Origin of the sequence: Marinobacter sp. CP1 (assembly GCF_001266795.1) — a bacterium.
In the GTDB taxonomy this organism is placed as follows: Bacteria; Pseudomonadota; Gammaproteobacteria; order Pseudomonadales; family Oleiphilaceae; genus Marinobacter; species Marinobacter flavimaris.
In genome coordinates, this window is sequence record NZ_CP011929.1 from 3,921,418 (window position 1) to 3,943,325 (window position 21,908).

At 57.7% G+C, this 21,908-nt stretch carries 17 protein-coding genes; 8 read left to right on the forward strand and 9 right to left on the reverse strand.

The window, feature by feature from the left end; all coding sequences use genetic code 11:
• The first annotated feature begins 21 nt into the window (after nucleotides 1–21).
• Nucleotides 22–2,100, forward strand: a complete 2,079-nt coding sequence (locus tag ACP86_RS18020; protein WP_041645166.1) for a dehydrogenase — start codon at nucleotides 22–24, stop codon at nucleotides 2,098–2,100.
• Here the strand turns inward: ACP86_RS18020 and ACP86_RS18025 are convergent.
• The 4 genes from ACP86_RS18025 to ACP86_RS18040 form a co-directional block, all read right to left on the reverse strand.
• Nucleotides 2,070–3,629, reverse strand: a complete 1,560-nt coding sequence (locus ACP86_RS18025; protein ID WP_053114969.1) for a glutamate synthase-related protein — start codon at nucleotides 3,627–3,629, stop codon at nucleotides 2,070–2,072. The two genes, ACP86_RS18020 and ACP86_RS18025, sit on opposite strands and share 31 nt — an antisense overlap.
• Before the next feature lie 139 nt (nucleotides 3,630–3,768).
• The gene (locus tag ACP86_RS18030) at nucleotides 3,769–5,961 is read right to left on the reverse strand and encodes an OsmC domain/YcaO domain-containing protein (RefSeq protein ID WP_053114970.1); all 2,193 of its coding nucleotides are present in this window, start codon (nucleotides 5,959–5,961) and stop codon (nucleotides 3,769–3,771) included.
• Between the two features lie 93 nt (nucleotides 5,962–6,054).
• On the reverse strand, nucleotides 6,055–6,750 hold the full coding sequence (locus ACP86_RS18035; protein ID WP_008171988.1) for an aspartate/glutamate racemase family protein: 696 nt from the start codon (nucleotides 6,748–6,750) through the stop codon (nucleotides 6,055–6,057).
• Nucleotides 6,751–6,764: 14 nt separating this feature from the next.
• A complete protein-coding gene (locus ACP86_RS18040) occupies nucleotides 6,765–7,784 on the reverse strand; it encodes a sodium:calcium antiporter (protein WP_008171986.1) in 1,020 nt (339 codons plus the stop codon).
• 158 nt (nucleotides 7,785–7,942) lie between these two features.
• Here ACP86_RS18040 and ACP86_RS18045 point away from each other — a divergent pair, with 158 nt between their 5' ends.
• Entirely contained in the window at nucleotides 7,943–8,854 is a 912-nt protein-coding gene (locus ACP86_RS18045) for a pirin family protein (RefSeq protein ID WP_053114971.1), read from the forward strand.
• 104 nt (nucleotides 8,855–8,958) lie between these two features.
• Nucleotides 8,959–9,198, forward strand: coding sequence for a DUF1289 domain-containing protein (locus ACP86_RS18050; protein ID WP_053114972.1), 240 nt, complete (start codon nucleotides 8,959–8,961; stop codon nucleotides 9,196–9,198).
• Between the two features lie 51 nt (nucleotides 9,199–9,249).
• Here the strand turns inward: ACP86_RS18050 and ACP86_RS18055 are convergent, their stop codons facing one another.
• The 3 genes from ACP86_RS18055 to ACP86_RS18065 form a co-directional block, all read right to left on the reverse strand.
• Entirely contained in the window at nucleotides 9,250–11,349 is a 2,100-nt protein-coding gene (locus ACP86_RS18055) for a TonB-dependent siderophore receptor (protein WP_053114973.1), read from the reverse strand.
• A gap of 88 nt (nucleotides 11,350–11,437) precedes the next feature.
• The gene (locus ACP86_RS18060) at nucleotides 11,438–12,103 is read right to left on the reverse strand and encodes a DNA-3-methyladenine glycosylase I (protein ID WP_053114974.1); all 666 of its coding nucleotides are present in this window, start codon (nucleotides 12,101–12,103) and stop codon (nucleotides 11,438–11,440) included.
• Nucleotides 12,104–12,116: 13 nt separating this feature from the next.
• On the reverse strand, nucleotides 12,117–13,241 hold the full coding sequence (locus tag ACP86_RS18065) for a hypothetical protein (protein WP_053114975.1): 1,125 nt from the start codon (nucleotides 13,239–13,241) through the stop codon (nucleotides 12,117–12,119).
• A gap of 177 nt (nucleotides 13,242–13,418) precedes the next feature.
• On the opposite strand from ACP86_RS18065, the gene ACP86_RS18070 reads away from it, so the two are divergent.
• Both ACP86_RS18070 and ACP86_RS18075 read left to right on the forward strand, forming a co-directional pair.
• Nucleotides 13,419–13,961, forward strand: a complete 543-nt coding sequence (locus tag ACP86_RS18070) for a GNAT family N-acetyltransferase (protein WP_227507750.1) — start codon at nucleotides 13,419–13,421, stop codon at nucleotides 13,959–13,961.
• Between the two features lie 16 nt (nucleotides 13,962–13,977).
• Nucleotides 13,978–15,081 carry a histone deacetylase gene (locus tag ACP86_RS18075; RefSeq protein WP_053114977.1) on the forward strand — a complete coding sequence of 368 codons (1,104 nt, stop codon included), beginning with the start codon at nucleotides 13,978–13,980 and terminating at the stop codon, nucleotides 15,079–15,081.
• A gap of 26 nt (nucleotides 15,082–15,107) precedes the next feature.
• Here ACP86_RS18075 and ACP86_RS18080 read toward each other — a convergent pair whose 3' ends face one another.
• Together ACP86_RS18080 and ACP86_RS18085 are read right to left on the reverse strand one after the other, a co-directional pair.
• The gene (locus ACP86_RS18080; RefSeq protein WP_053114978.1) at nucleotides 15,108–16,019 is read right to left on the reverse strand and encodes a histone deacetylase; all 912 of its coding nucleotides are present in this window, start codon (nucleotides 16,017–16,019) and stop codon (nucleotides 15,108–15,110) included.
• A 39-nt stretch (nucleotides 16,020–16,058) separates the two neighbouring features.
• Nucleotides 16,059–17,255, reverse strand: coding sequence for a CaiB/BaiF CoA transferase family protein (locus tag ACP86_RS18085; protein WP_053114979.1), 1,197 nt, complete (start codon nucleotides 17,253–17,255; stop codon nucleotides 16,059–16,061).
• Nucleotides 17,256–17,420: 165 nt separating this feature from the next.
• Between ACP86_RS18085 and ACP86_RS18090 the strand changes: the two genes are divergently transcribed.
• The 3 genes from ACP86_RS18090 (at nucleotide 17,421) to ACP86_RS18100 (ending at nucleotide 21,759) form a co-directional block, all read left to right on the forward strand.
• Nucleotides 17,421–18,074 carry an ABC transporter ATP-binding protein gene (locus tag ACP86_RS18090; RefSeq protein ID WP_206076561.1) on the forward strand — a complete coding sequence of 218 codons (654 nt, stop codon included), beginning with the start codon at nucleotides 17,421–17,423 and terminating at the stop codon, nucleotides 18,072–18,074.
• Nucleotides 18,064–20,631: an ABC transporter permease gene (locus tag ACP86_RS18095; RefSeq protein ID WP_053114981.1), complete on the forward strand. Its 2,568-nt coding sequence runs from the start codon at nucleotides 18,064–18,066 to the stop codon at nucleotides 20,629–20,631. The genes ACP86_RS18090 and ACP86_RS18095 overlap by 11 nt, the downstream gene beginning before the upstream one ends.
• Before the next feature lie 309 nt (nucleotides 20,632–20,940).
• Nucleotides 20,941–21,759, forward strand: coding sequence for a transporter substrate-binding domain-containing protein (locus tag ACP86_RS18100; RefSeq protein ID WP_053114982.1), 819 nt, complete (start codon nucleotides 20,941–20,943; stop codon nucleotides 21,757–21,759).
• Nucleotides 21,760–21,908 lie beyond the last annotated feature (149 nt).

Here is a 21,908-nt window from a genome sequence, read left to right on the forward strand (position 1 = left end):
GGAAAACGGGAAGACCTGAATATGAAAACCGTTGTCAGTGTCAGCCAGGGATCTGGTGAGTACGATTATGATATCGAGACGTCGTTTCTTGGGCAGCCTTTCCGGATTATCCGGATCGGTACGGACGGCGATCTTTCCCGGGCCGAGGCGGTTCTGGAGTCCGTGCATCCGCAGGCAGATGCCATCGGTCTGAGCATGGTACACGATCATTACGAGGTGGGCCGGGAGCAGCTTGAACACCCGGATACTGCCCGCCTTGAGGCCTGTGTGCCGGATAAGCCGGTAACCACCGGTGCCGGGTTGCGGGCTATCCTGCAGGAATGGGCTGTGCGTCATACCCAGTCTGAGCTCGGGCATTTCTTCGACAATGCCCGGGTGCTCTTCTTGAATGGGCAGGCCGGTTACCGGATTGCCAGGGCCCTTTCCGAACATACCGAGAATCTCTTCTTTGCCGATCCTTACACGGATTTCGGAGTGCCCAGGCTGCTGACTTCCCTGAAACAGCTGGAAACCTATACCTCGCTTACTGCACCCATCATGTTCAGGCCTGCGGCGGTGAAAGCGGTTGAAACCATTCTCCGAACACCGCTGTATCGCTTGGGTGAGAACCTGGTGAAAGGTTCGCTCCATCACGCGGTCTCCGAGGCTCATGTCATCGTGGCTTCGATAGGCGACCTGGAGAACTTCACGGCGAAAGAGCTGGATGGAAAAACCGTGATTACCTCGCGGGTAACGGACGCGGCCATGGACTGGATGCGTTCGCGCAAGGTTGCCATGGTAGTGGATTACAGTCCCTGGTTGGAGGGCCGCCCCGTTGGCGTGAATGTGATGGAGGCGATGATCAGTGCGGCGCTTTCCAGGACGCCGGACCAGTTGGGCCCCGATGACTATCTGGATGTTATTCAGAGCCTGGAGATTGAGCCGCGAATCCTTTACCCGAACGGTTATCGCCGGGTTAACCGGTTTGCGTTTGTCATTCATCCCCTGTCGCAGCAATACCTCACCAAAACACCGCCCCTGGACTGGGTTGCCAACGTATCGCCGCCTGTGGTGATGAATCTGGTGGAAAAGGCCATCGCGTATTCGCCACCGTTCATCTACTCCAAGGTATCCGGAATCCGGTCACCCAATGGCGATGAGGTGGAGGGCTGGCTCATTACCGTTGGTGGCACCCCTCGGGAAATCATGGCCCACGGGCCGGAATTTACCTACGCCCGGTTGCTGCAGGCGGCCAAACTGGCCAAGAAACTCGGCGCCCAGATCATGGGCCTGGGTGCGTTTACCAAGGTCGTGGGTGATGCCGGTATAACGGTGGCCAAGCGGGCGCCGCTGCCGATCACGACCGGCAACAGCTACAGCGCATCCGGTGCCCTGTGGGCGGCCCATGACGCCATGAAGAAAATAGGGCGGGTGAGTATTGGGCCCAGTGGCAAAGCGGCCGGCAAGGCCATGGTGGTGGGCGCTACGGGTGCTATCGGGTCTGTCTGCGCCAGATTGCTGGCCAAGGCAGTGGACGAGATTTATCTGGCGGCACCGGAGCCGGCCAAACTGCTGGCTCTCAAGGAAAGCATCGAACAGGAAACGCCGGGTGCCATCGTACATGTTGCCGGCTCTGCCGAACGCGATCTGGCCGACATGGACATGATCGTGACCGCCACCTCCGGGGCCGGCAAACGTATCCTGGATATCATGAAAGTGAAGCCGGGCTGCGTCATAACCGACGTCGCCCGCCCACTGGATATCCCGGCGGAGGATGTCGCCAAGCGGCCGGATGTGCTGGTGATCGAATCTGGCGAGATTCAGCTACCGGGTGAAGTGCATATGAAAGACATCGGGCTTCCGAAAGGCATTGCCTATGCCTGCCTGGCGGAAACCATCGTGCTTGCTCTGGAAGCGCGTTTCGAGAACTTCACTCTCGGGCGGAATATCGAGTGGGAAAAAGTGCGGGAGATTTACAAGCTGGGGCTGAAGCATGGCATGAAGCTGGCCGCCATTTCCGGGGTGAACGGTGTGTTCACCGAGGAGGACTTCGAACGGGTTCGAGTCCTGGCGGCCAGCGAAGAAGCACCTCAGGCAGAAGGATCAAGCACACCGGCGTAGCGAACGCCGCTGAGCAGGGCCATCTCCCGATGCCAGGTGGACAGGTCATCTATGTTCAGTTTGCTCAGGCTGTCGTGGCCACAGGCTCGTGCCATCACCTGCATCAGTGAGACAGAGGCCTCAAGGAAGTTCCGCAGCTGTTTGGCAGACTGGTCGACGTTCAACCGTTGGCGCAGGTCCTTGTTCTGGGTCGCAATGCCTGCCGGGCAATTGTTGGTGTTACAGATACGGGCTGCAACACAGCCGATGGACTGCATGGCACTGTTGGCAACGGCAATACCGTCAGCGCCCAGCGCCATGGCCTTCACAAAATCGATAGGGACCCGCAGGCCACCGGTAACGATCAATGTGACCCGTCCGCTTGCGCCGCGGTCATCCAGATAGCGCCGCGCACGCGCCAGGGCAGGAATGGTGGGCACACTGATGTGATCACGGAAGATCTCGGGTGCAGCGCCGGTGCCGCCGCCACGGCCGTCGAGAATGATGTAGTCGGCGCCGGCATCCAGGGCGAATTGCACATCCCGCTCGATGTGATTGGCGCTCAGCTTGAAGCCGACGGGAATACCTCCGGTCACTTCCCGAACATGGCTGGCGAAGCGCTGGAAATCCTCAACTGAGCGCAAATCGTCGAAAGTGGGTGGGGAGTTGGCCGGTTCGCCCTCAGGAATATTGCGCACCTCTGAGATCTTGCCGGTGTTCTTGTTGCCCGGCAAATGGCCACCGGTGCCGGTCTTGGCGCCCTGGCCACCCTTGAAGTGAAACGCCTGCACTTTCTTGAGCAATTCTTCCTTGTAACCGAACTTGGCGCTGGCCAGCTCGTAGAAGTATCGGGAATTTTCCTGTTGCTCCTCGGGCAGCATGCCGCCCTCGCCAGAGCAGATGCCGGTGCCGGCTAGCTCGGCGCCACGAGCGAGGGCAATCTTGGCCTCCTCCGACAACGCGCCGAAGCTCATGTCGGAAACGAATAGCGGCATGCTCAGTGTCAGTGGCTTGCGGGCTTCAGGCCCGATTACCAGTTCGGTCGAGACGTCGGCGTCGTCTGCCAGCGGCTTACTGGCCATCTGCGCCACCATCAGTTGGAGGTCGTCCCAGTGGGGCAGGGTGTGGCGGGGCACGCCCATGGCAGTTATCGGACCATGGTGGCCCATACTGCTCAGCCCCTCACGGGCCAACTGATGAATAAATTCAACGGTGGGTTCTTCTTTGGTGGATTTGGCCTTCGGCGCATCACCGGATTCCTCGTCGCCATCATCGTCTGACTCCGGCGCCTCCTTGCCAACCTGGTCATCGCTGAACTGCTGGTGAGTGCCGTCACAATAAGGCGCGCTTCCGGTCTGTTTACACTGGCACAGAACCGCCTCTTCGTCTTTTTCGGCCTTGAAGACCTTGGGCTTGAACCCCGTATCTCCGTGGGAACCGTCGCAGAACGGCTGGTTGTTGGAACGGCCACAAACGCAGAAGGCGTATTCCTCGCCTTTTTTCAGGCTGACTTTCTTGGGCTTGTTATCAGCGATCACCGGATTGCTCATTGCAAGGCTCCTTGTTTGGCGCATGCCACAAATGTACAAGGGTGTACGGGCATTAAACGCAAATAGGCTACTTGTAATGATCAAGTGTGGATCAGGACTGACCGCGCCGCCAATGCGGCGCGGCTCGCTCGGCGTCCGATTACGGCTGCAGGCCCGCCCTGGCTGCACGCGCCGCGTGCAGCTTCCGGTAGCTCTCGATCAACCGCTGATGCTTCTCCAGCCCATCCAGTTGCATGTTCGTGGCTTCCAGGCCGTGGAAACGAACGCTGCCATCCACTGAGCCAACAACAGCTTCCATGGTTTCCTCGCCGAACATGCGGGTGAAGTTGGTGATGTAGTCGTCCAGCTCCATTTCGTCGTCAAGGGTGACTTCGAGAACCGCATACATGGCTCGGTAGAACAGACCGCGCTCAACGGTGTTGTCGTTGAACTGAAGGAACATGTCGACGAATTCCAGGGCTTCTTCATGCCACTGCAGGGCAAGGCAGATCAGGATCTTCAACTCAAGGATCGTGAGTTGGCCCCAGATGGTGTTTTCATCGAACTCCACGCCGATCAGGGTGATGATCGTCATGTAGTTGTCCAGCTGGCTGGCTTCCAGGCGTTCCACCAGATCGGCCAGTTGCTCATCGTCCAGGCGGTGCAGGTTGAGGATGTCTTCCCGATAGTCCAAAGCCATGTTGGTGTTGTCCATGATCAGGTCTTCCACCGGATACACCTCGGAATAGCCTGGAACCAGGATTCGGCAGACCGGCGCGCCCAGTTCCTCGTAAACGGCGACATACACTTGCTTGCCCAGTTCCTCGAGGATACCGAACAGACACTCGGCTTCCTCGGCGTTGGTGCCGGAAAAATCCCATTCAACGAAATCATAATCGGACCTGGCGCTGAAAAACCGCCAGGAAACAACGCCGGTAGAGTCGATGAAGTGCTCCACAAAGTTGTTTGGCTCGGTCACTGCCAGGCTGTTGAAGGTGGGCGCCGGCACATCATTGAGGCCCTCGAAGCTGCGGCCCTGCAGGAGTTCCGTCAGGCTTCGCTCAAGGGCCACTTCAAAGCTCGGGTGAGCGCCGAAAGAGGCGAACACGCCGCCCGTTCGCGGGTTCATCAGGGTAACGCACATTACCGGGAACTGGCCGCCGAGGGAGGCGTCCTTTACCAGAGTCGGGAAACCCTGGGCTTCCAGGGCTTCAATGCCTTCCAGGATGTTCGGGTATTTTTCCAGTACCTCCCGGGGCACGTCCGGAAGTGCAATCTCCTCTTCGATAATCTGCTTCTTTACCGCCCGTTCGAAAATCTCCGACAGACACTGAACCTGTGCTTCGTTCAGGGTATTGCCCGCACTCATGCCGTTGCTGAGAAACAGGTTCTCAATCAGGTTGGAGGGGAAATACACCACCTCGCCATCCGATTTTCGCACGTAGGGCAGGGAGACAATGCCCCGGTCGGCTCTGCCGGAGTTGGTATCAATCAGATTGGAGCCGCCAAGCTCGCCGTCCGGGTTGTAGATGGCGAGGCAGTGGTCATCCAGAATGCCTTCCGGCAGCTCGTCGTTGGGGCCCGGCTTGAACCACTTTTCGTTCGGGTAGTGGACGAAGTCGCTGTTGGCGATGTCCTCACCAAAGAACTGATCGTTGTAGAAAAAGTTGCAGCTGAGCCGCTCGATGAATTCGCCCAGGGCAGAGCAAAGGGCGCTTTCCTTGGTGGCACCCTTGCCATTGGTGAAGCACATGGGTGAGGCGGCATCGCGAATGTGCAGGGACCACACGTGAGGCACAATGTTGCGCCAGGAGGCAATCTCGATCTTCATGCCCAGCTCTTCGAGAATGCCAGTCATGTTGGCAATGGTCTGTTCAAGGGGCAGGTCCTTGCCTTCGATAAAGGTCTGGGTGCCGCCTTCCGGCTGGGTCATCAGCAGTGCCTGGGCGTCCGCGTCCAGGTTTTCGACGGTTTCAATCTCGAAGGTCGGGCCGGTCTGGACCACTTTTTTCACGGTGCAGCGGTCGATCGAGCGCAGGATGCCCTGGCGGTCTTTCTCCGAAATGTCCTCGGGCAGTTCCACGGAGATCTTGAAGATCTGGTTGTAGCGGTTTTCCGGGTCCACGATGTTGTTCTGGGACAGGCGGATATTCTCGGTGGGAATGTCCCGGGCCAGGCAGTAGACCCGGACAAAGTAGGCTGCACACAGGGCAGAGGAGGCCAGGAAGTAGTCGAACGGGCTGGGCGCCGAGCCGTCGCCCTTATAGCGAATCGGCTGGTCCGTTACGACGGTGAAATCGTCAAACTTGGCTTCAAGTCTGAGGTTCTCGAGAAAGTTGACGTTGATTTCCATTGCAGAGAGTCCTGGATCGGAGAATTTGGCGCGCCATGGTTTTTAATGGCGGCCATTATCCAGTTTTTGCAGGCGTTCGTCTTGGTCGGTCTTCTACGGATGATGTAACGCCAGCTCGACGGCCTGAGCTGCGTGAATCTCCGTGGTGTCGTAGAGGGGAACCCCGGTATCCGCCTGCTTGATCAGCAAGCCGATCTCGGTGCAGCCCAGGATCACCGCCTGCGCGCCGCGCTCGGAAAGCGAGCTGACAATATCGAGGTAGATGTCGCGCGAGTCCGGCTTGATCTCTCCCAGGCAAAGCTCCTCGTAGATAACACGATGCACCTCGTCCCGCTGGATTTCATCCGGCGTGAGAACGTCGATACCGGCGGCCTCCAGTCGGTCCCTGTAGAACGCCTGTTCCATGGTAAATCGCGTGCCCAGCAGGCCTACCCGGTTGATTCCATCATTCTTCAGCACCTGAGCTGTGGCATCTGCTATGTGTAGCAACGGGATCTCGATCGCCTGTTCAATTTCAGGAGCAACCTTGTGCATAGTGTTGGTGCCGATCACCAGGAAATCCGCGCCGGCCCTCTGCAATGACAAGGCGGCGTCGGAAAGAATGTCGGCAGTAGCGGGCCAATCACCTTTGTGTTGAAGCGCTTCGATCTCGGCGAAATCCACGCTGAAGAGCACCAGCTTCGCCGAATGCAGCCCGCCCAGTCGGCCTTTGACCCCCTCGTTGAGGAGTCGGTAGTAGGTTTGGGTGGATTCCCAGCTCATGCCGCCGAGAAGGCCAATCGTTTTCATGGGTAATCTCCTTATTATCCGCTAATTGTCACGATAATCAGCGCCACTGCATAGACCGAGAGCATCAGGGCGCTTTCAAACCCGATCTTGCCAATTCCATAGCGTTGGCGCCGGACCATTCCCATTAACAACGTGGCTGTCATCAGTATGCTGACAAGCCCCCAGGTCATCTGTATCGGGGTAATGTCGTGATAGATGGAACCGCCAGGGTAGCCCACATCGGCTGAAGCGATCACCAGCATATTAAAACAGTTGGTGCCGAATATATTGCTTACCGCCAGGGTCAGCGCGTTCCTGCGGATGGCAGCAATGGTGGTGACCAGCTCGGGTGAGGAGGTAGCGAGCGCGGTAAACAGGCCGCCAATCAGGGTATCGGACAGGCCCGTTTCGTCACTGATCACTTTGGCCCCTTCCATCAGTACCCATCCAGCTATGCCTGTAATTGCAGCCAGAATAATGAAAGTGACCCAGGCCTGGGCAAGACCGCCGCGAAGATAATGACCAGGCTTGTCGGGAACGGTCTGGCGGGTCAGTCGGGGAAACCACATGGGTTTACTGTCTGTTGTGCGAACCAGGTGAAGCCCGAACAAATACGCTGCGGTAATCACGGGTGTGATTGGGTGTATTCCCCAGAGGGAAACTGGTGGACTCGCAATTGCCAGTAGCGGCAAAGCCAGCAGAACGATCAACAACGCGGCCAGCATCAGGTTGGTGGAAGATGCAGCTGCGTGCTCCAGGTTGGCCTTCCGGTACATGATGTCTGCAATGCCCAGAAACACCAGGTTCGCAGCCATGCTGCCCATGACATTGCTCATGGCCAGATCCGGCCTTGAATCCATGGCCGCGCTCAGCGTGGCGGCGAAGTCGGGCAGTGAGGTTACCCCGGCCAGCAGAAAGATGCCGAACAACGCCTCGCCCAGACCTGTGCGATCAGCCAGTTCATCGGCGACCCGCGCAAGTCGGCTGCCGGCTGTCACAATAACGACGGATGCGATGGCAAAAGCTATGATGCCGGTAGTCAGTGATGGAAACACTCAAGGCCCCAGACTGTTGCGATTGCTTGAATTGCTTACGGTAACTATAGCGGTTGCGGAATGGCCAGGATGAATATCGGTGCCCGGAGAAAGATTCCGGCTTCTATAATAGATTCAGGAAACCGGGTGACAGAGTCGGGGCAAAACGGGAGCGATGCATGAGCAATCTGATGAATACTGTTGAACAGAACTGTGATTCGGCCGATGCGCCGTGCAGCGCCATCGAAACCATTTTGAGCCCCCGGGTTGCCAATCTGGGCGGCTTCTCCGTACGTCGGCTGTTGCCAACCGCGAAGCGGAAAATGGTAGGCCCCTGGGTATTCTTTGACGAAATGGGCCCGGCGGAATTTCCGGCTGGCCAGGGTCTCAACGTACTGCCGCATCCCCATATTGGTATTGCCACTGTTACCTACCTGTTTGAGGGCGAGATACTGCATCGGGATTCCGTTGGCAGCTACCAGCCAATCCGGCCCGGAGATATCAATCTTATGGTGGCCGGCAGCGGTATCGCCCATTCCGAGCGGGAGCGTCCTGAGATCACCGCAACGGATCACCGCTTGCATGGGCTCCAGCTCTGGCTGGCCCTGCCGCAAGAGCACGAAGAAACTGCGCCAGCGTTTCACCACTATCCAGAGGATGACATCCCCGCGGTTGAGATAGACGGCGTGCCGGTTCGAGTCATGATCGGCAGTGCTTACGGAGTCACTTCGCCGGTGCTCAAGTTCAGCGAAACCCTGTACCTTGAAGCCACCCTTAAAACCGGTCAGACCCTGGCATTACCCCAGGCGCCTGAGCGCGCCGTCTACGTTGCCAGTGGCGCCCTGCGAGCCCATGGCTCTGAGCTGCCTACCCACAGCATGACGATCTTTTCCCGACAGCCCGGTGTTGCCATTACCGCCACAGAGGATACCCGGATTGCCGTGATTGGCGGTGAGCCGCTGGGCAAGCGTTTTATCGAGTGGAACTTCGTCTCTTCTAGCAAGGCCCGTATAGGTACAGCCAGAGAAGACTGGCGGGCAGGGCGGTTCGAGAAAGTCGTGGGTGATGAGGAAGCGTATATACCGTATTAGCCTGTCGTCTCGGTTTTCCACGGGCCCAACGCCTTGTATCCGGGGGCTGCAGCCCTCAGCCTTGGACTAAGCCACTTATTTTGCAAAAGGGGAAGCCAGAGTCCATGGAGCCCGTCACCAAGAAGCCCTGCATTGACGTCTGCGAGTTTAACAAGAGGGCCATCTGTAAAGCCTGTGGCCGAACCAGGCAAGAAAAAAAGGAGTGGAAGCAGCTCTCTCCTGACCAGAAGCAGGCGATCTGGACGCGTATCCTGGAGTCTCACGGCTCGGGTAAAGGAAAGAATCCCAAAGCATTGCGCGAGTTGTACGAGAAGGCCCAAAAGAAGAAAAAAAAGAAGAGCTGATCGCCGCAGCGGTTTTCAGGCTGCGGCGACCAGAGACGTCAGGATGAAGCTTTAGAAACGATATTTGGCGTTTGCATTCACAGTGCGCCGCTCGCCGTAGCCGCAGTCTGCGCCTTCGGAGCGGCACCAGGTGATGTACTCGTCATCGGCCAGGTTTTTGGCATCTACGGTGAAGTCCCAGTTCTGCCAGGTGTAGCCAATCATGGCGTCGTAGAGGGTAACGGAAGGAACGACGGGCCCGCCTCCTGAGCCAACGTTGTCACCCACGTAGCGCACCCCGGCACCGACCCGCCAGTTGTTGGCGATGTAGAGCTGGTTCCACCAGGAAGCCTGACGCTCGGCCACATAGGGGAGCCGGTTGCCAGAGGCGTCATCCCTGGCATTCAGATCGGTGTAGGCCAGTTGGGTTTCGAAACGCTGCCACCGCTTGTTCACCTGCAGCTCCCAGCCGTCGATCACCGCGCCGGTCTGCTCAACACCTCCGGGGGTGCTGCCGTCGCTGATCCGGTTCTCCTGGGTAATATCGAAGTAGGCTGCAGTAATGCCAAGGGACTGGTCCTGGGACACGTACTTCACGCCCGCTTCCTGTTGGTCGCCGGTGGTGGGTTCCAGTGTGTTGGCCGCGGCGGTGCCATCGGTACCGAGGTTCATGCTGAAGGCTTCAGCGTAGCTGATGTATGGGGAGATCCCGTTTTCGAATCGGTACATCAAGCCCGCCCGACCAGTGGTGGCCTCCTCGTCGCTGACGGTATCTGATCCGGAGACGGCCAGGCGGCGGTTCTCGGCCCAGTCGTGGCGAAGGCCGGCCGACACGACGACATTGCCGATCTCGATGTGATCGGCAATGTAGAGGCCGATTTGCTCAATCTCGTTGTCCGGCCGGTCGGTCGGATTGATGGCACCGTCGTTCAGGTTGCCGTACTGTGGATCATATACATCGAAGGTGCCACCCAGGCCATAACCGTAAAAGTAATTGTCCTGTTTCCAGAGCGCGTCCTGGCGGTCGGCGCCGATAATCAGACGATGGCGGGTCATGCCCAGCTCAACATCACCCTCAAGGCGAGCGTCCATGTTGAAAATGCGGGTTTCAGCATCTGCCGTGTAAATGGTACGCGGCACTTCGCCATTGGCGTCGGGAACGCTTGGAATGGTTATCCAGTGTTCGCGGTTTTCGGTACTGGAGCGGCTGTAGCGAGCAGTGGCGGAAAGCGCCCAGTTGGTATTCAGTTGATGATCAACAAACAGGGTAGCTTCGGTCTTCTCCCGATCATAACGATCCCATCCTGGCTCCCCAACGAATCGCTCAGAGCCGATAAACCCTTGCGATCCTGGCTCCAGGGTGCCGGCCTGTGGCAGGAACTGAGCGGATACCTGGCCTTTGTTCTCCTGGCGGTTGAGGAGCAGGGTAACGCTTGTGTCATCGGTTGCGCGCCAGGTCAGGGAAGGGGCGAGCACGTAGCCATCGTCTTCCACATAATCCACCTGGGTGTCACTATCGCGTCCCAGTGCGATAAAACGGTACAGCAAATCACCGCTCTCGTTGACGGGGCCGGTTACATCCACGGCCAGCTGCTTACGATTAAACGTGCCGTACTGGGCCCAGATCTCGCCGCCCTGTTCCTCTTCCGGGAGCTTGGATACCCCATTGATGATGCCGCCCAGATCGCTCTGGCCATAAAGCATGGAGGAGGGGCCCTTGAGCACTTCGATGCTCTCAAGGGCGTACACATTGGTGCGGACGGTGTTGTAGGAACCGTAGATCTGACGCAAGCCATCCAGGTAGCGGCCGGCGTCTACTCCACGCACTTTTGCGGAATCGATTCGGGTGTCAAAACCGAAGTTGCCCGCGTTAACCCCTGGGGTGTAGAGCAGGGCGTCCTGGATGTTCTTGGCGCCGGAATCTTCGATGAAGCTGCGATCGACGATTGAGACCGAATAGGGTTGCTCTTCAACCGGAACGTTCAGTTTTCCAACGGCCGGCGTTTTTTCCAGAGGCATATAGTCCGGAGCGGTAATCGCATCAGAAACCACATCGAGAGCTTCGAGTGTGGTCGCGTCGTTGGTTTGCGATTGCGCCATGGCCAGAGAGCTTGCGCCGAGGAGTGAAACCAGTGCTGCAGAGCTGCAGCGTCGGGAGCGAATGACTATCATACAAAAATACGCCTTCGTTGTTAATGCGGAGGCGAATGATAACAATTATCATTAAATAAACAAGAGGTAATGAAATCGCGTGACAAGATCAGTCGATAGTAAACGAGAGGATTCTCGAGAGGTGGCTGTAGGGCAGGCCACTCTCCTCATGCCAGAGATTAAACGCTTCCTGCGCCTGCATCAGCCCTTTCTTGCTGGTGGGTGAGGCATCCAAAACCTCTTCCCTATGCAGCGCGGCAATAACATCCCGTGAAAGGATAAAGCCGTCCCAACCCACTCGCCGCAAAAAGTACTGGGCGCTGTTGCCACCGAGCCTCGCTCCGTTGCGTTTAAGCCACATCAGCAGGCCGGCCTGGTCACTGCTGGGCCAATCGGCGAGGAACTTGCCAAAGCTGCCGTGTTCCCGGGAGGCATCGACAATCATCCGCGCATTTTCGGGAACGGTCTGAATTTTCTGAGCGTTCCTGACGATGCGTTCGTCGCCCGCCAAACGCTCAAGCACTTCGGGAGGAACCTGCTGCCAGTAAAGCGGTACAAAACCTTCGAACGCCTCTTCAAACTTCGGCCATTTGTTTTCGATCACCCGCCAGACGAAACCGGCCTTGAAGATGCACCGGGTGATTTCCGAAAGGTATCGATCGTCACCAAGAGCCTCAAGCTCGCCGGGTGCCGCCACTCTCGGCAGCCTTGCGAGAACCTCGCTCTCGCCGCCTTTCTGAAGAACGGCCTGTTCGTAGATGCGGGAAAAGGACATAGCGGTCTCTGAATCAGTCCAGTGTGTTAAGTGATTTTTTCCGGCCAATGTGCGACAGGCCAATAATGAGGGTTCCGAGCAACCCGAGGGCAGGGCGCACAATCAACCGGAATACCCAACTGCCGATGTACAACACCGGCAGTAGTATCAGCATCCACCCGAGAAACTGCACCAGCTTTACCGGGTAGCCCATTACTTCCGCTACCTCTGCCAGGACGTCATTGATGATACCGGGGTGTGTGACCACCAGATACCCCACGCCAATCACGGCGGGCCATTTTGCGTAGCGGGCGGTCGTCATCAGCATGCGCCCGCTAGTCGTGAGGCGAGCGGCCAGTGCTGCGGACCGGGTACCCCTGGCAGCGCCTCTGGATGAAACAGCGACAGCCCGTCCTACCCGAAGTACCTTCAACGCGCTGGCAAAAACCAGAACATCCACCGACGCCCAGCCGATATCAGAGGCGGTCACGTCGTCACCGGTGCGGTGCTGAATCTCAAGGTTGCGTATACCACTTGCGAAGAACTGGTTGATGTTCTCCAGCACCCGTTCGGTTCGAACCCAGATGACGTCGCCCTGCTCGTTTAATACGAACTGGCCCAGAAAATCGTGCCCTTCTTCCTGAATAAAGCGCACGGCGTACCACCCGCGCTCTTCCGGAGTCAGCTTCTCCTTTCGGGACGTGCTTTGTTGGCCGGCGGTACTGTTACCGGTGTCTTCGCCTCCGGTAAAGAACTCCACGGCCGCCTGATATTTGTTCGCCAGATCGTTCATCAGCTCGATAGAGCCAACAGGTTTGCTCAGGAAATAGTGAATCGGCGGAAGAATGTTTTCGCCATAGAGCCGAAGAACTTCCCGGAATTCCGGTTCGGGACCATATAGGGGAAATACCTCGCGTGTCATTGCCGGGTATCGCAAATACGCTGCCCGGGCCTTCAGCAGCAGAAGTTCGTCGTCTGCCATATCCAGCAATGCTGCCTGCACTTCCAGTGGCTCTGTCTCTATCCCGGGGAATTCCCGGAGAGTATCTTCCGCCTGAATCTGGATCAGCCGCTCTTCAATCAGCATGGGCCGGGATGTGACCGTCGACAACAATGCAACGATCACCGAAATCCCCAGAATCAACAGGAGTTTTCTCATCGAAACTTACCCCGGGCAGGAATGAGTAAAAGAACCGTGTAGGGGTTGCCGCTTTTGTAGCTCGATCAACCAGCGACTACGCTTTGGAGAGTAGCGCAAATGTATACGCCCCGAAAATGCAGATCATTCCGGGATTGGGCTGGCATGCTTTTGGCGAAGGTCGAACGGGAGTTGCAAGTGGCGGTAAATCAAGCGAAGCGTGGATTTGTGATCAGAGAGGCCTGGGAAGAGGATCTGCCCGAGATGGTGGGCTTCCTCGCCAAACTGGCGCTGCATGTTTCGGGTGCGCCTCCCCATGACTTGAAGGAAAGCGAGTACAAACGGCTTCTGCGAACCCTGCACTCCGCCCTGGACGATCCCAACAGACGACTCGTTGTGGCTGAAAGCAAAAGCGCCGGGCTCGTGGGTATGGGTTATGTTTATATCTGGAGAAGCCAGGGCATCTGGGAGCAGTCGGAAGCGGCAGAATTCAAGTCTGGCGTTATTGATGATATCTGGGTAGAGCCGGACTTCCGGGGGCTTGGTATCCTGAAGGCACTGTTGCGGGATCTTGTGACTTTCGCGGAGGAGCATCATGCCTCGGAGCTGATCCTCGAATACTCTGCTTCAAACAAGGAAGCCAAGGCTGCCTGGACCAAGCTGGGTTTCAAACCGACCGGGGTTCGCGCGGCGGCATTCACCTCGGTGGTTAAGCAGGCGCTGGCGGAATCACAAGGATAAGAAAAGGAAACAGGCCATGATCGGCGATCGCAGTGTGAATGTGTTTTACGATGAGATCATGCTCGGGCATAACCCCGAGGTGGATCTTCCGTTCATGCCCAGCCGGGTGGAAAAGCGTGTGCGATCCATTCTTCAGGGCTTGGATTTCAAATGGAGCTATCCGGAGCACCCTGGGCGGATCAGCGCCATCAAGGAGTATCTGGATGAAAACCCGGTGGCGGGTATTCAATTCAAATCGGGTGCGGCTGCCGCAACCTACGATCAGCTGGCACGGGTACACACCACCTCCTACCTTGACCACATCTTCTCACTGGACGGCAAACGGGCGTGGCTTGATAAAGATACGACGGCGGTGTCACCCGACAGCATCAAAGCCGCCACGGCTGCGGCCGGCAACGCCATTGCCGCCGTTGAAAGCGTTGTGAAAGGGGAGTGTGACAGCGCGTTTGCCCTGATCCGCCCGCCCGGCCATCATGCGGAACCGGTTCGGGCACGGGGATTCTGCCTGCTCAATAATGTGGCCATTGCTGCGGCCCATGCCCAGGCCAAACTCGGCTGTGAGAAGATTCTGATCATCGATTGGGATGCCCATCATGGCAACGGTACCCAGGACATTTTCTGGGCAGACCCCGATGTCCTGTTTTTCGATACCCACTGCGCGGCGCCATTCTATCCCGGATCCGGTCACCTGGAAGAGATCGGTGATGGACTGGGGGAGGGCTACACTATCAACGTGCCACTGCCGGAAACGGCTGGCGACGTTGCCTTTGAGAAAGTGTTCCGGGAGATCCTGATGCCGGCGGCGGATTACTTCAAGCCGGATCTGGTGCTGGTCTCTGCCGGCTTTGATCCGCACAGAAACGACATGGCCCTGAACCTCACCTACGATGGCTTCAAAGTAATCACAGGCATTGTTCAGGCGATTGCCGACAAACACTGTGAGGGACGGTTAGCGCTGGTTCTGGAGGGTGGCTACAGCCTGAGTTCGCTGTCCAAGGGGGTGCACGCCGTGCTCGAAGTGCTGGCCGGAGGAGAGGTGCCGGAAGTTCATGAGATCGGCGTGCCGGAGGCCGAGGAGGCAGCGGAATTCCATCGGTCTGCTTTCAGTGATGAGGACTGAGCCCGCTTTGAACACGAGCGACACTGTTAGCTGGTTGAAAACACCTGGCTGGCGGCTTCCACAACAATCCCGTGCCGCTTGGCCAGTTTCACCCGGTCGTCATCGTAGCCGCCGCCAATCACCGTCGCTACCGGAATGTCCCGACGTTTCAATTCACTGAGCACCTGAAAGTCCCGCTCAAAAATTCCCTGTTCGGAAATGTTCAGCCGGCCGAGGGGATCATTCCTGAATACATCCACGCCCGCGTCATAGAGCACGATATCCGGCCGGGATAACGCAAGTGCTTTGTGCAGCGTTTCGCTGACAACCTCAAGATAGGCCCCGTCTTCGAGGCCATCCGGTAAGGCGACATCGAGATCGCTCATCTTTTTTTCGAACGGGTAGTTGCGCTCACAGTGAATCGAGCAGGTAAAGGCATTCGGCTCATTCGCCAACAATGCAGCGGTACCGTCACCCTGGTGCACATCCACATCGAAGATAAGCACACGTTCAATGCCCTCCTGCTGCAACAGCACATTGGCGGCGATCGCCAGATCGTTGAGGATGCAGAAGCCGGCGGCGTAATCGTAATGGGCATGATGGGTACCACCGGCCAGGTGACAGGCAATGCCATGCTGAAGGGCCAACTGCGCCGTCAGAACCGTTCCGGAAGGAGCCAGGAAAGTGCGTCGGACAAGGCCCTTGCTCCAGGGCAGATTCATCTGCCGTTTCTCGCGTGCCGAGAGTTGATCGCCGGCGAAACGGGCGAGGTAATCCGGGCAGTGGGTACGGGTCAGCCACGCCTGCCGGCATGGGGCAGGGCGAAAGCTATTGGCTTGAGTGAGAAGCCCTCTCGAGCGGGCGTAATCGGCAAGGAGTCCGAATTTTTCCATGGGAAACCGATGCTTTGCCGGGAACGGGAAGCTGTAGTCTGGATGGTGAACCACGGGTACGGGCATTGGATCGTCCGGCTGCAGTGGATTTGCGGCGTCAGAGTGTTATTTGGCAGGCGCGGCGGCGATGCCTGAATCACACATCGCCTGGATTTCTTCGGCGGAATACCCGCACTCTGCCAGCAGTTCGCCGGTTTGCTCGCCAAGGCGCGGAGCTCCCTGCCAGTGCTGCTCCGGTGCGGCCGAGAATCGCGACGGCGCCCTGGCCTGGCGGAGTTGGCCGGCCTGGGGGTGGTCGTAGTGGGAGAGCAGATCGTTGGCCAATACCTGGGGATGGTCGAGCACCTGGGTGCGGGTCAACACCGGGGCACAGGGGACTTGTTCAGCTTCAAGCCTTGCCAGCCAGTGTTCGGCCGTATCGGTTTTGATAACCGACTGGATCAGCTCCAGCCTCGCATCAATATTTTCCTGGCGCAGCCGGGCAGTCTGGAACCTTGGATCCTCCGCCCACTCCGGGCGGTCCACAGCACGAATAAGGGCTTGCCACTCTCGATCGCTCTGAACCGCAATGGTGATGTAGCCGGTTGTGGTCTCATAGATGAGATCCTGAAGGCTTGCAGCCTCCTGCTGTGGCACCTCACTGTGAACAAAGGTCTGGCTGCCCATATCGGAGCTCCAGAGAAACGCGATGATCGCGTCCAGCATGGACAGCCGGACATGCTGGCTTTCCCCGGTGCGTTCCCGGGCAAACAGGGCCGCGGTAATCGCCTGGGCTGCGGTTACACCGGTGAGCTTGTCGGGCAAAATGGTCCTCACCAGTTGCGGACGCAGTTCGTCGGCGCCCGCCTGCACGGTGGCCAATCCGGAGAGGCCCTGAATCAGCGGGTCGTATACCGGTCGCTGGGAATAGGGGCCGGTGTCACCGAAGCCACTGATTGATACCATCACGAGATTCGGGGCCACCTTGCGCAGCTGCTCTTCGCCAAGCCCCATCCGCTCAATGACGCCCGGCCGGAAGTTCTGCACAAAGACATCGGCCGACGCTACCAGTCGAAGCAGCGCGTCGCGTCCCGCCTTTTCTTTCAGGTTCAGTGCCACTGATTTCTTGTTGCGGTTGTTGTTGAGGTACAGCGCCGACATATCGCCCTGCCGATTGGCCGCGGAGCGCGTAAAGTCGCCACCCGCCGGATTCTCGATCTTGATAACCTCGGCACCCTGATCTGCCAGTATCATGGTCGCGAGAGGCCCGGAAATCATGGCTGTCAGATCGATAATGCGGATGCCATCGAGCGGTCCGGTCATGGTCAGGACTCCTGTTTTTCCATGGAGGCGCCAAAAAACGTGAGTGCGCCACTCTTAAAAAGGGTTCGTACTCTAAACTTTATGCGGATGCCGATCATTTGCCAGTACGCAACAGAGCAGGAAATTCATCAAACCAGAGGAGCGCCAGTGTCCACCAGTGTTGAAATGACCGACATTTTTCTCGAGTACCCCACAGAGTCCGGCAAGGTTGCTGTACTCAAAAATGCCTCCCTCATGGTGCCCCCGGGAGAAACACTGGCAATCACAGGCCCCTCTGGCAGCGGGAAAACGTCCCTGCTTTTGTTGCTCTCCGGCCTGCAGCGACCGACCAGTGGAGAAATTCTGGTCGGCGATCAACGTCTGGGCGACATGGACGCCAATGCTCTGGCCGACTGGCGAAGTGAGCACCTTGGCATTATTTTCCAGTCCTTTCACCTGCTGCCTGGCCTCACGGCCCTGGGAAACGTGAGTCTGCCGCTTGAGATTGCCGGCGAGGCCAGGCCGCGGGAACGAGCTCTCGCCATGTTGGAGGCCGTTGGTCTCAGCCATCGGCTGCAGCACTACCCGGGGCAGCTCTCTGGCGGCGAACAGCAACGGGTTGCGATCGCGCGGGCTCTGGTTCATCAGCCAAGCCTGTTGTTGGGGGATGAGCCCACAGGCAATCTGGACCACGAAACCGGTGAGAAAGTGCTCTCTCTGCTGTTCGACTTGCACAAGGACAGCAAATCCACGCTGGTACTGGTGACTCACGACGAGCGCGTTGCCGAGCGTTGTCAGCACAGGGTCCGGATGGACGGTGGGCGTCTCTATGCCTCCTGAACGCTCCACAAACCCGCTCTGGATGCTCCGATTCGCGATCACCGACCTGCGGTCACGTATCTCTGCATTGAAGATTTTCCTGGCCTGCCTGATTCTCGGCGTTACCCTTGTGGCTGCGACAGCCAGCCTCTACCGGGTGATCGAGCAAAGCTTGCTGGCGGATACCCGCGCTCTGCTCGGTGGCGATGTGGAGCTGGATACCAGCGAGCCGCTGCCCGATGATGCGCTCGAATGGATTCGGGCTACCGGCAAAATTTCACTGGTTCGGGAATTCGATACCATCGTCAGCGGAAGCGGCGGCGACGGCTTCTTCCGGGCGGAGATACTGGTTCCGGATGCTCTCTATCCCCTCTACGGCGAGCTGGAGCTAACGCCGGATGAATCTCTGGGGGCGCTTACAGACCAGAAGGAAGGGCAGTGGGGGGCTATCATCGATCCTTTGCTGGCCGAACGCCTGGGCCAGTCGGTGGGTGACCAGATTGAGATTGGCGCCGCCACCTTTCGAATCAGCGGCCTTATCGAGAAGCAACCGGATCGGAGCCTGAACGCCAATTGGCGAGGTCTGCCGATCATGATTTCCGAGCAGGCCGTGGAGGCAACCGGTTTGATTCGCCCGGGTAGCCGCGTGGATTACGAATACCGGGTACAAACCGAACAGAATCTCGACACCTGGCTTGAGGAATTCGAGCAGGCATTCCCGGATGCGCGATGGGAAATCACTACGTTTGCCGAGCGCAGCGAACGGATTTCCGAGCGTCTGGACCAGATTGCCACAGCACTCATCCTTATCGCTTTCACTACATTATTCATCGGTGGCCTCGGCGTTGCCAACAGCATCCACGCCTACCTCGATGAAAAGCTGGGCACAATTGCCACCTTGCAAACACTTGGCCTGCGTCGCAAACCGCTTGTCGGCATATACCTCCTGCAGATTGGTGTATTGGGCAGCCTTGCAGGGCTTATTGGCGGTAGTATCGGGCTGGGGCTTTCCGCCCTGGCGATCAGCCTGGCGGGCGATGCCTTTGCTCTGGCGGGGCCCGATGGGGCCGTCGGTTGGTTGTCCTTGTGGTTGGTTCCCTTGCTGCTGAGCTGGCTGTTCGCTGTTCTGACTGCTTACGTGTTTGCACTGCCGGCACTCGCTCGAGCCCTGGCTGCTGCGCCGGCCGGGCTTTTCCGGGGACAGGTCGAGGCGGCTCCAAACGAGCCTCGCAGCTGGCGGATCGCCAGCTATCTGCTGCTGGCCGTTTACATCGGCGCTACTCTGTTCTGGCTCCCATCGCCTCATCTGGGCTTTCTGTTCCTGCTGGCGGTTACGCTGCTTTGGGGCCTCCTGGAAGGTTTGATCAAGGGGTTGCGCCGTGGAGCCAAAGCCCTGGAAAACGGCGGTTTTGCCGACCGCAGGTTTGCCCGGCGGTTGGCCCTGGCCAATCTGCACCGGCCGGATTCGCCGCTCCGGGCAACCCTGCTGTCACTGGGTACCGCACTGACGCTTGTGGTGGCCTGCACGTTGATGGTTACCACGCTCCTGAGGGCGCTTGAAACCACCATACCGGAACAGTCTCCGGCGCTAATCCTCTATGAAGTGTTCCCGGACCAGATGGAACCGCTGCAAAACGGCCTGGAAGCGTTGGATGCTTCCAGCCGCGTCGAGTTGCTCCCGATGGTCCGATCCCGTCTGGACACTATTAACCAGAAGCCGATTGCGGAGGTTCTCGCCGATAACGCCGAAGCTCGGCGAGAAGCCATGGGAGATGAATACAAACTGAGTTATCTCTCGGGAAACCCCGAAGCACTGGAACTGGTGGAGGGCAACTGGTGGGAATCGCCGGCCCCCGAGGGGGAGCCCGCTTACATGGCCATGGAGGATCGGGAGGCTTACCAGCTTGGACTGGGGGTGGGCGACCAGCTCACCTTTACTGCACAGGATAAGAGCATCGACGTCGAAATCCGTGCAATTTACCGGCAAAAAGGGCTGCAGACCCGATTCTGGTTCGAGGGCATATTGCAGCAAGGCGCACTGGACGACTTGATCAGCCTTTACGTTGGTGCGGTCTACCAAAGCGATGAGGCGGCCAGGGAATCCCAGCAATGGCTGGCACAGACCATCCCCAATGTAATCACGCTGCGCACCGCTGACTGGCTGGAAACCGCAGGCGATCTGCTGAACAAGGCAGCCGCGGGCCTGGCGGCTGTGGCATCGGTCAGTCTTCTCGCCAGCCTGCTTGTGCTTTCCAGCGTGGTCAGTGTCAGCCGCAGGCGGCAGCTTTACGAGGCCAACCTGTTGCACTGCCTTGGCGCCCGTCACGGAGCGATCCGCCAATCCATGCTGCTGGAAACCGGTTTGCTGACCTTTCTGGCAACGGTTTTCGCGACAGCGCTTGGTGCGCTAATTGCTTTACCTGTAGCTGACCTGGCCTTGAAGCTGCCGGCAGGCGATTTATGGTGGATTGGGACACTGGTTGCCGGAGGTGTCAGTTCGCTGGCGCTGCTGGGTGGACTCCTGCCCACGCTCAGGGCAATGCGGTTAAACCCCGCGGTGTTGCTCAGAGACCGTTAAAATGGCCTGCTATAGTAATAAATTCGTCTTTTTGATTAAGGAGGTGTAAACATCAGTTAAATCATAGACCTAAGAATATGAAAAATGACTGTTTGTTCGTTTTTTGGCCGCTATCACGAGTTGCAGGCTCAAAAAATCCGGTTATATTGAGGAAATTAAGGAAAATTGCCTACCAAATGGCAAATTTCAAAAATTTTCACTAAATAATCTACGGTAGTATTTTTACGTATGCTTTTTGCACATAACTCCTATTGTGTAGGCATAACGGACACACACTTTTCGCCCACGAAAGAAAAAGAGAGAATAACTATGATTCGCAAACTAGCACCGCTTGTATTCGCTTGTGCTGCGGTAACCTCCGTAAGCGCGACAGCCGATCAGCTGGACACCGTGATTCAACGTGGCACTTTGAACTGTGGCGTGGTTCTGGATTTCCCACCAATGGGATATTTTGACGAGAACAACGAGCCTGCAGGCTTCGACGTCGATTACTGTAACGACCTGGGCGAGGCGCTCGGCGTAGACGTCAATGTTCTCAACCTAACCTGGGGCGAGCGGATTCCCTCCCTGGTGTCCGGCAAGACTGATGTGGTTATCGGTTCTACCTCCGATACACTGGAGCGCGCCAAGACCGTTGGCTTCACCTACCCGTACTTCGTCTTCAAATTCCAGGTTATCGCCAACGAGGACAAGAACATTGAATCCTTCGACGACCTGAAGGATCTGAAAGTCGGTGCGGCGCTCGGCACCACCTACGAAACCGAATACCTCGCTTATGCCGAGCAGCAGGGCTGGGGCAAGGACAACTACACCTCCTTCAAATCCGAGAACGATGCCTACCTGGGTCTTTACCAGGGCAAGGTCGACGCAATCATCTCTACCAACACCAACATCGCGACCAAACTGCGTAGCGAAGAGTTCGCAGACTTTGAAGCGGGGCCCTACGTTCCCAACTACGACGACGTTGTGGGCATCATCGCCAAGCGTGATGAGGTTGCCTGGATCAACTACCTGAACCTGTTCCTGGTACGCCAGATTCGCGACGGCAACATGAACGAAGCTTACAACAAGCACTTCGGTACCGATGCGCCGGCCGATCTGATCAAGTCCCTCCGGGACAACAAGTAAGCGCCGAACCGACGGCCGCCAAACAGGCGGCCGTCATTGCATTGGTTCCCGGGTCGGGCTCTCACCTAACGGTGTCCTGACCCAAAATTCTGATCACAGCCCTGGTTAAAGGGCCGTGGTCGAGTTTCCTACCATTCATAAAATGGCCA